Consider the following 15,147-nt stretch of genomic DNA (forward strand, 5'->3'; position numbering starts at 1 on the left):
GCTTATTCCTCTTCGTCCGAATCAATCAGTTGGCCGATGATGGCGTCGGCCAGATCATCGACTTTCAGTTTACGTTGTTCCACGCCTTCTTCGCGCAGGTACTTCAGCTGGGCCTCGCCAGTAGCCGCCTCGTCGTCGCCGATGACCACCGCGAAGGTGGCGCCGCTACCGTCGGCCTTCTTCATTTGCGACTTGAAGGAGCCGCCGCCGCAGTGCAGCAGCACGTCGATACCGTGATCGCGCAAGCCTTCGGCGACGCGGAAAGCCAGCCGGGAAGCCGCCTCGCCTTGATGCACCAGATAAACGTCCGGGGCCGGCGCAGCCGGTTCGCCGCCCGATTCCTTGATCAGCGCGATCAGGCGCTCGACGCCCATGGCGAAACCACAGGCCGGCGTCGACTTGCCACCCAGTTGTTCGACCAGGCCATCGTAACGACCGCCGGCGCAGACCGTGCCCTGGGCGCCGAGCTTGTCGGTGACCCATTCGAAAACGGTCAGGTTGTAGTAGTCCAGGCCGCGCACCAGACGCGGATTGATGACGAAGGGCACGCCGGCGTCGCGCAGCACGCGCTGGACGCCTTCAAAGTGGGCCAGCGACGCTTCGCCGAGATAGTCGATCAGCTTCGGCGCGGCGGCGCACATATCCTGCAAGGCCGGGTTCTTGGTGTCGAGTATGCGCAGCGGGTTGGTGTACAGGCGACGCTTGGCATCCTCGTCGAGGATTTCGGCATGCTCTTCGAAATAGGAAATCAGTGCCGCACGGTGCTGGGCGCGCTCTTCGGGCTGACCGAGGCTGTTGATCTGCAATTCGATGCCATCGAGGCCGAGATCGGCCCACAGACGGGCGCCCATCAGGATCATTTCGGCGTCGATATCCGGCCCGGCGAAGCCGATGGACTCCACGCCGACCTGGTGGAACTGCCGGTAGCGGCCCTTTTGCGGCCGCTCGTGGCGGAACATCTGGCCGATGTAATAGAGACGGCGCGGCACCTGGTTGGCCAGACCGTGCTGGATAACGGCGCGCACGCAACCGGCCGTGCCTTCCGGACGCAGCGTCAGTTGTTCGCCGTTGAGGCTGTCCTCGAAGGAGTACATTTCCTTCTCGACGATGTCGGTGACTTCGCCGATGGCACGCTTGAACAACGGCGTCGGCTCAACGATGGGCATGCGGATCGGACGATAGCCGTAGCCCTTCAGCCACGAACGGATGGTATCTTCGAATACTTCCCAGAATTCGGCTTCATCCGGCAGGATGTCGTTCATCCCGCGCACGGACTGGAGGGTCTGACTCATGCTTGCAGTTTCTTCTTGTAGCTGCGCTGGACGTAGCGCTCGATGATGTCCTTGAATTCGGCGGCGATGTTGTCGCCCTTCAGCGTGACGGTCTTCTGGCCGTCCTCGTAGACCGGCGCCGACGGTGCCTCGCCGGTGCCCGGCAGCGAAATGCCGATATTGGCGTGCTTCGATTCGCCCGGCCCGTTGACGATGCAGCCCATGACAGCCAGCGTCATGTTCTCGGCGCCGTCGTATTGCGCCTTCCATTCCGGCATTTTGGCGCGGACGAAATCCTGCACCTCGCCGGCCAGTTCCTGGAAGAAGGTGCTGGTCGTCCGGCCGCAGCCGGGACAGGCCGCAACCATCGGGGTGAAAGCGCGCAGGCCCATGGTCTGCAGGATTTCCTGGGCGACGATGACTTCCTGCGAACGCGAGCCGCCCGGTTCCGGCGTCAGCGAGACACGGATGGTGTCGCCGATGCCTTCCTGGAGCAGCACGGATAGCGCTGCGGTCGAGGCGACAATGCCCTTGGAGCCCATGCCGGCCTCGGTCAGGCCGAGGTGCAGCGCGTAGTCGGCGCGCTGCGCCAGCTGGCGGTAGATGGCGATCAGGTCCTGCACACTCGACACCTTGCAGGACAGGATGATCTTGTCGCCGGCCAGACCAACTTCCTCGGCCTTGGCGGCCGATTCCAGCGCCGAAGTGACCATCGCATGGCGCATCATCTCGGTCGCATCGAGCGGCTCGGCCCGCTTGCTGTTCTCGTCCATGATGCGGGCCAGCAGCTCCTGATCGAGGCTGCCCCAGTTCACGCCGATGCGTACCGGCTTGTCGTATTTGCAGGCCAGCTCGACCATCTGGGCGAACTGCTCATCCTTCTTCTTGCCGAAACCGACGTTGCCCGGATTGATTCGGTACTTGGCCAGCGCCTCGGCACAAGCCGGATGCTCGGTGAGCAGGCGATGGCCGTTGTAGTGGAAGTCGCCGATCAGCGGCACGTTGCAATTCATCTTGTCGAGATGATCGCGAATCTTCGGCACCGCGGCGGCGGCTTCCAGCGTATTGACCGTGATGCGCACCAGCTCGGAGCCGGCGCGCGCCAGTTCGGCACACTGGATGGCCGTGGCCAGGTAATCGGCGGTATCGGTGTTGGTCATCGACTGGACGACGACCGGCGCGGCACCGCCGATCCTGACGTGCGCGATGGACGTGGCCCGCGTCGGGCGCTTGCTAACTGCAGTCAACGATTACTCCAGAACCAGACGGGCGACATCGCCCTTGGTATGCGGCGCCAGATCGACCGGCTGGCCGCGCCAGAACAGGCGGACCCCCGGCGCGTAACCGATGGTCAGCGACAGCGGCCCCTGGCCGGAAACGGCCTGTTCGGCGCCGCTGGTCAGACGCTGCGAGAAGACGACCTTGTTGTCGCGGTCGCGCACTTCGACCCAGGCGTCCTTATCGACCACAAAGCGGAGTTGCGGCTGCGCCGCGGCCGGTGCGGCATTTTCCGCAGAGGGAGCGGCGGGCGCCGCGGGAGCCGCCGGCGTCTCGGCCGGCACCAACGCCTGCGGATACATGGTCTGCTGTTGGGTCGAGCCCGGCGGGAATACCGGCTCGTTGCCGGCCGGCTGTCCTGCTGCCTGACCTGCGGGCTGTGCATCGGGGGCCGCGGCCGGCTCTGGAGCTTCCTTGCGGGCGACCGAATCGAGCAGCGATTGCACGCTGCTGCGCAAGGCGGACAGATCGGACGGGATCAGGAAATAGACCAGCGCCGCCGCCACGACCAGGCCGGCACCAATCGACATGACTTGGCGGTCGCGCCGCGACGCGCCGGCACTGCTGGAACTCGGCATGGGCGCCGGGCCGCTGTCCTGCTTGCCGAGATTATCGACCGGTTTCTCAAGGACGCTGTCGAGCTGGGCCATCATCGGAGCCGGGTCGAGCTGCAACAGCCGGGCGTAGTTGCGCACGAAACCGCGAATGAAGGTATGGCCGGGCAAGCCGTTCCAGTCGCCGCTTTCCAGCGCTTCGACCTGGCGCGGGCCAAGCTTTAGCGTCTGCGAAATATCAGCGATCTGCAGGCTGCGCGCTTCGCGTGCCTGGCGCAACTGCTCGCCGACCGGCGTTTCGAAAGCGACCGCGGCGTCTGCGTCGCTTACCGGGTCGGGGCTACTAACCTGCTCGTTCATTCAAAATTACCCTTCAGGAACTCCTGATACTCGGCCGAAGACGGATAACGGCTGCGCAGCTGGGAAGCAAAACCGCCTTCCGCCACCTTATTGCCCAGCTTGCGCTCGATGCGCAGGCCCAGCCAGATCGCCTCAGCCGACGGCGGCTCCATCATCTTCAGCGCATCGTTCAGATAGATGCGCGACTCTTCCAGAATATTGCGCTTGTAGAACAGCTTGGCCAATTCCAGGCGGGCCGGCATGGCACCGTCACGCGACATTTGCAGGGCCTTGAGCAGGTAGTTCTGCGCCCCCTCCAGATCGCCCGCCTTCTGGGCACAGGTGCCGGCATTGGTATAAGCGCGGTCCGGCGTCTCGTAGAGCGGGCTCTTCAGGGCGTTGAGGAAGTAGGCGATGGACTGGCGCTCCTTGCCCGTTTCGCACAGGTACCAGCCGTAGTTGTTGTTGACCTCGGGGTCGTTCGGCGCAATGTCCAGCGCCCGGCGGAAGTCGCTTTCCGCCTTGTCGTTTTCCTTGAGCGCCGTGCGCACCAGGCCGCGGATGCTGTACGCCTGGTAGTAGCTGGAATCGGCGTTGAGCGCGATCTGCAGTTCGTCGAGGGCGACGGCGTAGCTACCGGCCTGGAAATACATGGCGCCCAGTTCGGTGTGAATCCGGGCACGGTTGCGCGGATCGGTATTCTTCTGCTCCTGACCGCCGGAACTGTTGTTGATCTGGTATTGCTGCTGCGCCTGCACCGTGGCAGCGCAGCACGCCACCAGGCCGAGGCCCACGGTCAATCGCTTCAGGGATTGCACAGTCACGATCTAGTCTCCACCAGGGGAATCACGCGTCCGGAAGTACGTTTGGTCTTGTCCTTGACCTGCCCGGCCAACTGGCCGCAGGCGGCGTCGATGTCGTCACCGCGCGTCTTGCGCGTCGTGGTGACGATGCCGGCCTGCATCAGGATGTCGGCAAAGCGGCGCACACGCTCCGCGGGCGAACGCTTGAACGGCGAGCCCGGGAAGGGGTTGAACGGAATCAGGTTGAATTTGCACGGCACGTAATTGACCAAGGCCAGCAGTTCGCGGGCATGGCCTTCGGAATCGTTGATGCCGTCGATCATTGTGTATTCGAAGGTGATGAAATCGCGCGGCGCCTTTTCCAGGTAACGCTGGCAGGCGGCCATCAGCTCCTTCAACGGGTATTTCTGGTTGATCGGCACCAGTTCGTCGCGCAGCTTGTCGTTCGGCGCGTGCAGCGACACGGCCAGGGCCACCGGGCATTCCTCGCGCAGGCGGTCCATGACCGGGACCAGCCCCGACGTCGAGACCGTGACGCGGCGGCGCGACAGGCCGTAGGCGTTGTCGTCGAGCATCAGCTTGAGCGCGGCGACGGTATTTTCAAAATTGGCGAGCGGTTCGCCCATGCCCATCATGACGACGTTGGAGATGACGCGCTCGTCACCATGCACGACGCCCAGGGCGTTGTTGGCCTGCCATAGCTGGCCGATAATTTCCGCCACCGTCAGGTTGCGGTTGAAGCCTTGCTTGCCGGTCGAGCAGAAGGCGCAGTCGAGGGCGCAGCCGGCTTGCGTGGAAATGCACAGGGTGCCGCGATCGTCTTCGGGGATGAACACCGTTTCGACGGCATTGCCATTGCCGACATCAATCAGGAACTTGCGCGTGCCGTCCTCCGACAGTTTGTCGGAAACCACGACAGGCGGCGCCACGACCGCCCTCGCCTTGAGCTTTTCACGCAAGCTCTTGGCGATGTCGGTCATGGCATCGAAGTCCGCCACGCCGGAACGATGCATCCAGCGCAAGACCTGCCGGGCGCGGAAGGGCTTTTCGCCCTGCTCGGCAAACCAGGCAGTCAGGCTATCGGCATCGAAATCCAGCAGGTTGACGGTCATCGCTTGCTACTTCAGCTCTGGATTAGCGGCCGGAGTAGGTGTTCATGCCCGGGAAGAAGAAAGCAACTTCCACAGCGGCGGTTTCCGGAGCGTCGGAACCATGAACGGCGTTGGCGTCGATGGATTCGGCGAAATCAGCGCGGATGGTGCCCTTGTCGGCCTTCTTCGGGTCGGTGGCGCCCATCAGTTCGCGGTTCTTGGCGATGGCGTTTTCGCCTTCCAGAGCCTGGATCATAACCGGACCGGAGGTCATGAAGGAGACCAGATCCTTGAAGAAGGGGCGTTCTTTGTGCACGGCGTAGAACTGGCCAGCTTCCTGCTCGGACAGCCAGGTCATGCGGGCAGCGATGACCTTCAGGCCGGCGCCTTCGAAACGGGAGTAGATCTGGCCGATCACGTTCTTCTTGACGGCGTCCGGCTTGATGATGGAAAGGGTGCGTTCGATAGCCATGGGTTTGCTCCGAGAAAGCTAGTCAGTTGAAAAACGGATAATTTTAGCAGACTCGGCGCCCGAGCGCCCGCCTCACCGCCCAGCCTGGTTTTCGACCGCCGCCTTGGTCAGCGGTTCGCGCAGCCAGGCAAAATTGCGCGGCGCGACGTACTGCAGCAACTCCTTGCCGTCGGCATCGACGGTGACGTCGAGCCCCTTGTCGGGATAGAGCAGATGGACGCGCTTGTCCGACACCGCCAGGCGTTCGCCGGGCTGGCCGAAGCGCTGGACCACCGTCATCTCGTCCAGGTTGACCGTCGGGATGATGGCGATGGCACGGATGGGCAGGCTCTCGGCTGCCGCCAGATCGTCCGCGTGCAGCGTGATCTTGCGCGTCGTGCTTTCCATATGCTCGGCCTTGACGGCGCGCTCACGCATGGCGGTAACCTTGGCGGCATCGGCCTCCAGGGTCAGGACGACGCGCGCCAGCACGAAGCCGAGCGGCACCTGGGCGAAATAGGCTTCCAGCGTGCCTTCTTCGTCCGGCCGGGCGATGATGGCGATCTGCACGTCAGCACCGAAGATTCGACGCGCCTCGGCCAGGGTGCTGACGCCCGGCTTCAGAGCGAATACGGTGCTGCCGCCCTGGCCGTCGAGAGTGATCTGCCACGGCAGGTTGGCATTGGGATAGACCCCTTCCTGCTTGCCGGCACCGGGAAACAGGAAGGGCAGCAGCAATGCGGCAAGCACGAAGGCGACAAGATAGAGAGCGAATTTCACGGGGTGGAACATCCTCGAAAACGGCAACCGGGACGGTTGCAGCGAACAATGCGGCGACCGGCGCTGGAGCGCGTTCCGGCGCGGGCATTGTAGTCGAATGTCGCGAGCCGGGCGCCGACTTCCGGCGGCCGGCAGGCTGGGCTCTTCCCGGATGGGCGCTAGGTGCCGCGCACCGGCAGCAGCAGTTCGGTCAGCGTATCACCCAGATAGCGCTCGACCGGCGGAATGGCCGGATCGGGCTGGCAGTCGTCGATACGCAGGCGCTGCATGGCTTCGTACCAGGCGATGTCGAGTGCGGCGCGATCGCCGCTCAGGCGGACGACCCAGGCGCGATGCGCCGGCGTCGTCGCCGTTTCGAGCGCGACGACCTCATCGGCGACCGGGATGCCGATGCGACACGCCGTCGTTCCCTGCTTGACGTTGGTACGCTGAAAGGCCGCCACCGGCTCGCCGGCCGGTGCAATAGCGGCCGCGGCAAGGCGTTGGCGCAAGCGGCCCACGGCACCGTCGACCGCCGTGCGCAGTCCGGAAATCGGCCCTTGCCAGCTTTCGCTCACCTGCCGCGACGCCGGCACGTCGCGCAAACCGAGATACTCGATGCGATAGGCAGCGCCCTGGCCGCCGCGCTCCAGTTGCCCGGCCAGCTTATCCAGACCGTAGCGCAGATCGAGTTCCAGGGCGCCGCGCACGGTAGTCATGAAGGCGCGCAAGGCAAAGGCGACGCGGCCCTTGATGCGCCAGGTAACCAGCGTCCGCCCGTCGCGCTCGGTGAATTCCCAGTGCATCTGCCCGGCGTAGCGGAAGGGTTCGCGCGACACGATGCGCTGCACAATCCGCCGCCCCGGCTCGGCAATCCGCTGCACGATCTCGTAATCGCCGGCCGGCGCCGTCCGCCACGAACAGCGCTGCCCGGCCAACTGCAGCACGATGGCAGGATCATGCTCCAGCCACGGACACCAGCCCGGCCAGGTCGCAAAATCAGCAACCGCCGCATAGACCTCGGCGAGCGGCGCGGCGATTTCTCGGCTGCGCTCGACGCGCAGCCGGCCGCTGTAACGCCCGACGTAGGCCAGGAAGGCGATCAGGATCAGCGCAAGGGCGAACAGCAAAGGCATGGGCATCGGGGAATCCCTGGAGCGAAACGGTGAAAAAAAGCCCGGCCGAAGCCGGGCTGATTCAGGAACGGTGCAGGTTTACATCATCCCCATCGCCTGCGGCAAGACCAGGGTCAGCCACGGCCAGTAGGTAACGATGACCAGGAAGACCACCATGGTTCCCAGCCAGGGCAGCACCGCCTTGGTCAGCTCGGTGATGCCGAGACGCGAGATGCCCGAAGCGACGTACAGGTTCAGGCCAACCGGCGGGTGACAGAGGCCGACTTCCATGTTGACGTCGATCAGGATGCCGAAATGCACCGGATTGATGCCGAGCCGGACCGCCGCCGGGAAGAAGATCGGCGCCATGATCAGGATGATCGACGACGGCTCCATGAAGTTGCCGGCCATCAGCAGCACGATGTTAACCAGGAACAGGAAGCCGTCCTGGCCCAGGTTCTTGTCGAGCAGCCATTCGGCCAGCTGGTTGGGCAGGTTCTCGTTGGCCAGCACGAAGGAGAACAGCACGGCGTTGGTGATGATGTAGAGCAGCATCGCCGACATGTTGGCCGAGTCGCGCAGCACCTTGGGCACGTCCTTCATGCCGAGGTCCTTGTACACGAAGATCGACACCCAGAACGAATACACCGCCGCCATGGCCGCCGCTTCGGTCGCCGTGAAGGCGCCGGAGTAGATGCCGCCGACGATGATGACGACCAGCATCAGGCCCCAGACGCTTTTGCGGAAAGCGACCCAACGGTCCATCCAGCCGGCCCTGGGCAGGCGCGGATAGTCGTTCTTCTTGGCCAGGTACCAGGTCGTGCCGCACAGCATGATGGTGAGCAGGATGCCGGGCAGCAGTCCGGCGACGAACAGCGCACCGATCGAGGTGTTAGTCGAGATGGCGTAGATGACCTTCGGGATCGACGGCAGCATCAGGATGCCGAGCGAACCGGCAGTGATGATGACACCGGCGCCGAAGCGCATCGGGTAGCCGTGGGCGACCATGGCCGGCAGCACGATGGAGCCGATGGCGACCACCGTCGCGACGCTCGAGCCGCAAACCAGCGCGAACATCGCGCAGGCCAGGATGGAAGCCAGTGCCAGACCGCCATGGAAGTGGCCGACCAGCGAGGTGGCGAAGTTGATCATGCGCCGCGCCACACCGCCGTGGGTCAGGAAATTGCCGGCCAGAATGAAGAAGGGCACGGCCATGATTTCCCACTTCTCGATGCCGGTGAACAGCTTGAGGGCCACCGATTCCAGCGGCACGTGCGTCATGGTCAGGATGAAAGTGAGCACGGTCAGGCCGAGCGAGATGGAAATCGGCATCCCGGTCAGCATCAGGGCGATCAGCAGCCCGAAAATGATGGCAGCGTTCATGAGCGATCTCCCTTGTCGTCACGATCGGCTTTTGGTGGATGGTCTTTTTCCCATTCCTTGTCCGACTTGCCCATGCGGGCGTGCTCCATCCCCTCGCCCTCGGCGAACGTCTCACCGACCAGCGGCGGATGCGCCTCGTCCATGCCTTCGACGTGAGCATGATCGTGGTGCGGCAATTCGCCGGTCTTCCAGAACGCCACGCAGACCTGCAGGAAGCGATAGCACATCAGCGACGAGCCGAGCGGGATGGCCGAATAGACCATCCAGGTCGGCCATTCGAGATCGGGCGTGGTCGGGCCTTCGAAGACCTCGCCGGTGTCCATGCCCAGGGCGTGCATGAAGGCGTAGTGGGCGCCGTTTTCCCACACGAAACGGCCGCCCAGAATGCCGATGGAACCGGTGAACAGGGCGCCGGCCAGCAAGCCGAAGATGATGAAGCGGCCCCGTGTCCGCTCGTCCATACGGTTGATCACGACGTCGACGCCGACGTGGATGCCGGTGCGCACGCCGTAGGCGGCGCCGAACTTGGCCATCCAGACGAACATGATGATGCACAACTCCTGCGCCCAACTGAAATTCAGCCCGAGCAGCCAGTCCTGCAGGCCGGGAATCGGCAGGCCGGACATATAGCGGTGGATGACCGACAGGAAAATGAGCAAGGTGGCGCCACCGATGAAGAAGGCGATCAGCCATTCCTCCAAGTGATCGAGAAATTTATTCATTGCAACCCCCTTCGGGTGTTATCCGACGGTACTGCAGGCGCATCCTCCCCTTGCCGGACGCGCCTCCCCGTGCCAAGGATCAGAGGCTGTCCGGACGGAAACCGGTTTCCTTGTAGACGGCCTGAATCGTATCCTTGCCGACCCGCCCTTCCATCTTCTGATGCACCGGCACCATGGCCTTCTTGAAGGCAAGGCGCTCGTCCTTGGTCGGCACGTAGACCGTGGTGCGGCCGCTCTTCTTCACCGCATCGAGCGCGGCGTCGTTTTCGACCTTGGCGATCTGGTTGGCGTAGCGGGTCGACTGTTCCATCGCGTCTTCCAGCTGCTTGCGAATATCGGTCGGCAGGCCATCCCAGAACTTCTTGTTCACGATCACCGCATAGCCCAGGTAGCCATGCTCGGTCAGGGTCAGATGCTTCTGCACTTCATGCATCTTCTGGGTATACAGGTTGGAAATCGGATTCTCGGTGCCATCGACCACGCCCGTCTGCAAGGCCTGATAGACCTCGGAGAAGGCCATCACCTGCGGCATCGCGCCGACCGAGCGCATCTGTTCCTCGAGCACCTTGGACGACTGGATGCGCATCTTCTTGCCCTTCAGGTCAGCCGGCGTCTTGATCGGCGAATTGGCCGAGAAGGACTTGAAGCCGTTGTCCCAGAAAGCCAGGCCGCGGATACCCTTGGGCTCAAGCTTGGCGAGCAGTTGCTTGCCCACGGCGCCATTGGTCACTTTGTGCAGGTCGTCGTAGTTGCCGAAAATGAAGGGCAGGTCGAACACCTCGAATTCCTTGACGCCGAGCGGGCCGAACTTGGCCAGCGACGGAGCCAGCATCTGGACAGCCCCCAACTGCAGTGCCTCCATTTCCTCCTTGTCCTTGTAGAGCGTGGAGTTGGCATAAACCTCGACCTTGACCTTGCCATGTGTCAGTTCGGCCGCTTTCTTGGCAAACATTTCGGCCGCCTTGCCCTTCGGCGTATCGGCCGCCACCACGTGGCTGAATTTGATGACAATGGGTTGCTGGGCATAGGCCCCGAACGAGATGGCACAGGCAAACAGGCCGGCCAGAATATTTGAAATTTTCATGGGTCTCCTCCTAGAAAGGTCGTTTATTACGACTTATTGAAAGTATTACGAAATGGATAATCCGGGCGTATTGTGGAAATCCACAGTGCCGACACCCAAAAACAAAAACCGCCGGACTGGCCGGCGGTTTCTTTATTGCGTTGTGCGCAGGATCAGTTGTGCTCGGTGATCGGCCGCGGCGAATGGGGGATCACCATATCCGGCGCATCGTCCAGAACCAGTTCGGGATTGTCGGCCTCGTCCGGAGTCTCGTTGTTGAGCACAGCGTTCATGCGATCGACGTCGAGGGCCTTGCACCACTTGGCGACGACCAAGGTGGCCACGCTGTTGCCGATGAAGTTGGTCAGCGCACGGGCTTCCGACATGAAGCGGTCGATGCCGAGGATCAGCGCAAGACCTGCCACCGGGACGGTACCGACAGCCGAAAGCGTGGCGGCCAGCACGATGAAGCCGGAACCGGTAACGCCGGCGGCGCCCTTCGAGGTCAGCAGCAGGATGACCAGCAGGGTGATCTGGTGCTGCAGGTCGAGCGGGGTATTGGTGGCCTGGGCGATGAACACGGCAGCCATGGTCAGGTAGATCGAGGTGCCGTCCAGGTTGAACGAGTAGCCGGTCGGCACGACCAGGCCGACCACCGACTTCTGGGCACCGGCATTTTCCATCTTGGCCATCAGGCGCGGCAGGGCCGATTCCGACGACGAGGTACCAAGGACCAGGAACAGCTCTTCCTTGATGTACTTGATCAGCTTGATGATCGAGAAACCGTGGAACTTGGCGATACTGCCGAGCACGACGAGGATGAAGATCACGCAGGTCAGGTAGAAGGCCCCCATCAGGTTGGCCAACTGGACCAGGCTGCCGACGCCATGCTTGCCGATGGTATAGGCCATGGCACCGAAAGCGCCGATCGGGGCAACCTTCATGATTACGCCGACGATACCGAACAGCACGTGCGACAGCTTCTCGATCAGGTCGAACACCGGCTTGCCGCGCTCGCCGAAGGCATGCATGGCGTAACCGAACAGGATGGAGAAGAACAGCACCTGCAGCATGTCGCCCTTGGCAAAGGCGTCCACCACGCTGGTCGGAATGATGTTCATCAGGAAATCCGTCGTCGTCTGCATCTTGCCCGGGCCGACGTACTTGTCGATGCCCTTGGTGTCGAGCGAAGCCGGATCGACGTTCATGCCCGAACCCGGCGCCCAGACGTTGACCACGATCAGGCCGATGATCAGGGCGATGGTGCTGACCACTTCGAAATACAGCACGGCATATCCGCCGGTCTTGCCGACCTTCTTCATGTCTTCCATGCCGGCGATGCCGACGACGATGGTGCAAAAGATGATCGGGGCGATGATCATCTTGATCAACTTGATGAAGGCATCACCGAGCGGTTTCATGTCGGCGCCGGCCGACGGATAGAAGTGCCCCAGCGTCACGCCCAAGGCGATGGCGATCAGGACCTGCACATATAGACTTTTGAATAACGACTTCTTGGCCATGAGTTTGTCTCCGAAATGGCTTATTTAAATTTCACGCGCAGTATTCCCGCTCGCTGCCCTTTCGACCATTGTGGCTATCCGAATTGTGGAAAACCACAATCGGTTCCTCACGAAAAACGTGATGTACCATTTTCGTCATGAAACCATTGATTCCCGCATCGCCAAATAGTTCGCGCCGTATCCGCTGGCTGCTGGCCCTGCCCAAGCTTGGCCTCGTCCTGCTTTTGCTGGCGCTCGTTTCGCTGCTTTGGTTGCTCCATCTCAACGAAGCGGAAGAGGACAAGGCGGCGCTAATCAAGGATGTCCTGTGGCTGGAACAGAGCCTGCAATTCCACCTGAACAGCAACGAGGAACAACTCCAGCAACTGGCCCTCGACATGGGCAATCCGCTCGACCGGCGCAAAACGTTTCGCCTGCGTGCCGAACACATGCTCAAGAACTCGCCCGAAATCGCGCAGATCCTGTGGCTAGACACCAAACGGCAGGTCATCGACGCCTTACCCAACACCACCCCGCCCGACCAGGAAATCGAATCCTTCGGCCCGTCGGCGACGAGCAAGGCCTTCGACGTCGCTGTGCGCCTTGGCAAGCCGCACTACAGCGAGCCCTTCTTTCTCGAAGGCAACCGGGCGCACATCGAGTTGATCATGCCCGTCTACGGGGAAAATCGGCGCATCACGAGCATGCTGGCGCTCCTCATGCCGCTCGACACCCTGCTCGCCAACCAGGTGCCGTGGTGGTTTACCGAAAAATACAAAGTCGAGATCATCGACGACAACGACCTGCTGTACGCCACCAAGACGCGCATCGAAGGCAAAGGAGACCAACGCTACGTAATCCCCTTCGATCCGCCGGGGTCTGGTCTGCTCCTGCGCGTCACCAGCTACCGATCGCCCGACAATTCACTGCAGCGCATCCTGGTCGCCGCCATCGTCCTGCTCGCGGCCGGCGTGTTCTGGAGCCTGTGGCTGGTGCGCGACCTGATGAAGAAGCGCAGCCAGGCCGAAGAAGCCTTGCGTGCCGAACACGCCTTCCGGGCCGCCATGGAGGACTCGTTGACGGTCGGCATGCGCGCCCGCGACCTGGAGGGGCGTGTCATCTACGTCAATCCGGCCTTCTGCAAGATGACCGGCTTCAGCCCGGAAGAACTGGTCGGCGCTACCCCGCCCATGCCGTACTGGGCGCCGGAACAGCTCGAAGAAAGCTATGCCATGCACCAGACCGTACTGGCCGGCGAGGCCCCGGTCGACGGCTTCGAAATGACCTTCATGCGCAAGAACGGTGAGCGCTTCAACGCCCTGGTCTATGAAGCCAAGCTGATCGATGGCAAGGGCAACCACACCGGCTGGATGGCCTCGGTGCTCGACATCACCGAACGCAAGCACGCCGAGGAACTCGCCCGTCAGCAACAGGAGCAACTGCAATTCACGTCTCGCCTGGTCACCATGGGTGAGATGGCGTCGACCCTGGCCCATGAACTGAACCAGCCGCTGGCAGCGATCGCCAGTTACAACACCGGCTGTCTCAACCTGTTCGCCAGCGAGAACGCCAATCCGTCCGAAATCCGCCCGGCGCTCGAAAAAATCGGCCTGCAGGCCCAGCGCGCCGGCAAGATCATTCGCCGCGTCCATGACTTTGTGCGCAAGAGCGAGCCGAAGCGCGCCCCCTGTCAGCTGGGCGAAGTGATCGAGGACTGCCTGGGCTTCGTCGAGGCCGAGGCGCGCAAGCGGCACGTCCATATCGAATCGGACGCCACCCCGCTGCTGCCGGTGCTCGCCGACCGCCTGATGCTGGAACAGGTGCTGCTCAACCTGATCCGCAACGCCATGGAAGCGATGGCCAAAACGGCGGAAGCCGACCGCCTGCTGCGCATCGCCATTGATGTCAGCGGCGACGAATTGCGCATCAGCGTCAGCGACCAGGGCTGCGGCATCGCCCCGGAAGTCCGCGACAAGCTGTTTACGGCATTTTTCACCACCAAGCCGGACGGCATGGGCATCGGCCTGTCCATCTGCCGGTCGATCATCGAGTTCCATCGCGGCCGCCTGTGGGCCGAGGACAACCCCCATTCAGCGACGGGAAGCGGTACGATATTCCACTTCACCCTCCCTATCGAAGCCGCATGAATACTCCCCAAGCCTACCTGGTCGACGACGACGAAGCGATCCGCGATGCCCTTTCCTGGTTGCTCAAGTCGCGCGGACTGCCGAGCACCACCTTCGATTCGGCCGAGAGCTTTCTTGCCGCCTGGAGCAAGGGGATGAGTGGCTGCGTCGTACTCGATATGCGGATGACGGGGATGAGCGGCCTCGACTGCTTCGAGCAGTTGCAGGCCAGGGAATCGACCCTGCCGGTCATTTTCCTGACCGGCCACGGCGACGTGCCGCTGGCCGTCGCCACGCTGAAAAAAGGCGCTTTCGACTTCTTCGAAAAGCCTTTCAACGACAATGAGCTGGTCACCCGCATCGAGGAAGCCATGGCGCTCGACGCCCAGCAGCGCGTCACCAACGCTACCGTCGACTCAGTCAAGGCCCGGCTGTCCTGCCTGACCACCCGCGAACGGCAAATCATGGAACTTGTGCTGGCCGGCAAGTTCAATAAGGTCATTGCCGACGAACTGAACATCAGCATGCGCACCGTCGAAGTCCATCGGGCGAACCTTTTCGACAAGATGCAGGTCAAGACCGCCGTCGAGCTGGCCAACCTGCTCAAAAACGGTAGCTGATGCTTCCCTAAGGTATTTTTTTTCGCTAGCATCACGCCAACTTTCCTGCTGCCATCCCGGCGCAATCAAC

The 15,147-nt window shown here is 62.5% G+C and carries 14 protein-coding genes; 2 read left to right on the forward strand and 12 right to left on the reverse strand.

The features are described 5' to 3' along the window. Window positions 1–2: 2 nt before the first annotated feature. From hisS to LZ012_RS14775, 12 genes are all read right to left on the reverse strand, one after another. Window positions 3–1,292: a histidine--tRNA ligase gene (gene hisS, locus LZ012_RS14720; RefSeq protein WP_275711579.1), complete on the reverse strand. Its 1,290-nt coding sequence runs from the start codon at window positions 1,290–1,292 to the stop codon at window positions 3–5. Then, a complete protein-coding gene (gene ispG, locus LZ012_RS14725; protein WP_275711580.1) occupies window positions 1,289–2,518 on the reverse strand; it encodes a flavodoxin-dependent (E)-4-hydroxy-3-methylbut-2-enyl-diphosphate synthase in 1,230 nt (409 codons plus the stop codon). Before ispG ends, hisS begins: the two co-directional genes overlap by 4 nt. A 3-nt stretch (window positions 2,519–2,521) precedes the next feature. After that, complete coding sequence (locus LZ012_RS14730) at window positions 2,522–3,463, reverse strand: helix-turn-helix domain-containing protein (protein WP_275711581.1); 942 nt, start codon at window positions 3,461–3,463, stop codon at window positions 2,522–2,524. After that, window positions 3,460–4,266: a type IV pilus biogenesis/stability protein PilW gene (gene pilW / locus LZ012_RS14735; protein WP_275711583.1), complete on the reverse strand. Its 807-nt coding sequence runs from the start codon at window positions 4,264–4,266 to the stop codon at window positions 3,460–3,462. The genes LZ012_RS14730 and pilW overlap by 4 nt, the downstream gene beginning before the upstream one ends. Then, window positions 4,263–5,357 (reverse strand): dual-specificity RNA methyltransferase RlmN, encoded by a 1,095-nt coding sequence (gene rlmN / locus LZ012_RS14740; protein WP_275711584.1) that lies wholly within the window; start codon window positions 5,355–5,357, stop codon window positions 4,263–4,265. The genes pilW and rlmN overlap by 4 nt, the downstream gene beginning before the upstream one ends. A gap of 22 nt (window positions 5,358–5,379) precedes the next feature. Further along, window positions 5,380–5,808 (reverse strand): nucleoside-diphosphate kinase, encoded by a 429-nt coding sequence (ndk, locus tag LZ012_RS14745; protein WP_150427722.1) that lies wholly within the window; start codon window positions 5,806–5,808, stop codon window positions 5,380–5,382. A gap of 72 nt (window positions 5,809–5,880) precedes the next feature. After that, window positions 5,881–6,567 carry a hypothetical protein gene (locus LZ012_RS14750; protein WP_275711585.1) on the reverse strand — a complete coding sequence of 229 codons (687 nt, stop codon included), beginning with the start codon at window positions 6,565–6,567 and terminating at the stop codon, window positions 5,881–5,883. Window positions 6,568–6,725: 158 nt separating this feature from the next. Beyond that, window positions 6,726–7,688 (reverse strand): SRPBCC family protein, encoded by a 963-nt coding sequence (locus LZ012_RS14755; protein WP_275711586.1) that lies wholly within the window; start codon window positions 7,686–7,688, stop codon window positions 6,726–6,728. 72 nt (window positions 7,689–7,760) lie between these two features. Continuing rightward, window positions 7,761–9,044 (reverse strand): TRAP transporter large permease, encoded by a 1,284-nt coding sequence (locus tag LZ012_RS14760; protein WP_275711587.1) that lies wholly within the window; start codon window positions 9,042–9,044, stop codon window positions 7,761–7,763. Next, window positions 9,041–9,766, reverse strand: coding sequence for a TRAP transporter small permease (locus LZ012_RS14765; RefSeq protein WP_275711588.1), 726 nt, complete (start codon window positions 9,764–9,766; stop codon window positions 9,041–9,043). Before LZ012_RS14765 ends, LZ012_RS14760 begins: the two co-directional genes overlap by 4 nt. Window positions 9,767–9,845: 79 nt before the next feature. After that, window positions 9,846–10,850: a TRAP transporter substrate-binding protein gene (locus tag LZ012_RS14770; protein ID WP_275711589.1), complete on the reverse strand. Its 1,005-nt coding sequence runs from the start codon at window positions 10,848–10,850 to the stop codon at window positions 9,846–9,848. Window positions 10,851–11,002: 152 nt separating this feature from the next. Beyond that, the gene (locus tag LZ012_RS14775; protein WP_275711590.1) at window positions 11,003–12,352 is read right to left on the reverse strand and encodes a dicarboxylate/amino acid:cation symporter; all 1,350 of its coding nucleotides are present in this window, start codon (window positions 12,350–12,352) and stop codon (window positions 11,003–11,005) included. A gap of 137 nt (window positions 12,353–12,489) precedes the next feature. Between LZ012_RS14775 and LZ012_RS14780 the strand changes: the two genes are divergently transcribed. Both LZ012_RS14780 and LZ012_RS14785 read left to right on the forward strand, forming a co-directional pair. Further along, window positions 12,490–14,478, forward strand: coding sequence for a PAS domain-containing sensor histidine kinase (locus tag LZ012_RS14780; protein ID WP_275711591.1), 1,989 nt, complete (start codon window positions 12,490–12,492; stop codon window positions 14,476–14,478). Next, the gene (locus LZ012_RS14785) at window positions 14,475–15,077 is read left to right on the forward strand and encodes a response regulator transcription factor (protein WP_275711592.1); all 603 of its coding nucleotides are present in this window, start codon (window positions 14,475–14,477) and stop codon (window positions 15,075–15,077) included. The genes LZ012_RS14780 and LZ012_RS14785 overlap by 4 nt, the downstream gene beginning before the upstream one ends. Window positions 15,078–15,147 lie beyond the last annotated feature (70 nt).

Origin of the sequence: Dechloromonas hankyongensis (genome assembly GCF_022012295.1) — a bacterium.
Taxonomy (GTDB): domain Bacteria; phylum Pseudomonadota; class Gammaproteobacteria; order Burkholderiales; family Rhodocyclaceae; genus Azonexus; species Azonexus hankyongensis.

Bases quoted from the DNA above. Each gene is read 5' to 3' on its own strand.
- LZ012_RS14785 (WP_275711592.1), top strand. From the start codon at position 14,475: ATGAATACTCCCCAAGCCTACCTGGTCGACGACGACGAAGCGATCCGC.
- LZ012_RS14755 (WP_275711586.1), bottom strand. From the start codon at position 7,688: ATGCCCATGCCTTTGCTGTTCGCCCTTGCGCTGATCCTGATCGCCTTC.
- LZ012_RS14775 (WP_275711590.1), bottom strand. From the start codon at position 12,352: ATGGCCAAGAAGTCGTTATTCAAAAGTCTATATGTGCAGGTCCTGATC.
- LZ012_RS14770 (WP_275711589.1), bottom strand. From the start codon at position 10,850: ATGAAAATTTCAAATATTCTGGCCGGCCTGTTTGCCTGTGCCATCTCG.
- LZ012_RS14760 (WP_275711587.1), bottom strand. From the start codon at position 9,044: ATGAACGCTGCCATCATTTTCGGGCTGCTGATCGCCCTGATGCTGACC.
- LZ012_RS14730 (WP_275711581.1), bottom strand. From the start codon at position 3,463: ATGAACGAGCAGGTTAGTAGCCCCGACCCGGTAAGCGACGCAGACGCC.
- hisS (WP_275711579.1), bottom strand. From the start codon at position 1,292: ATGAGTCAGACCCTCCAGTCCGTGCGCGGGATGAACGACATCCTGCCG.
- rlmN (WP_275711584.1), bottom strand. From the start codon at position 5,357: ATGACCGTCAACCTGCTGGATTTCGATGCCGATAGCCTGACTGCCTGG.
- LZ012_RS14780 (WP_275711591.1), top strand. From the start codon at position 12,490: ATGAAACCATTGATTCCCGCATCGCCAAATAGTTCGCGCCGTATCCGC.
- LZ012_RS14765 (WP_275711588.1), bottom strand. From the start codon at position 9,766: ATGAATAAATTTCTCGATCACTTGGAGGAATGGCTGATCGCCTTCTTC.
- ndk (WP_150427722.1), bottom strand. From the start codon at position 5,808: ATGGCTATCGAACGCACCCTTTCCATCATCAAGCCGGACGCCGTCAAG.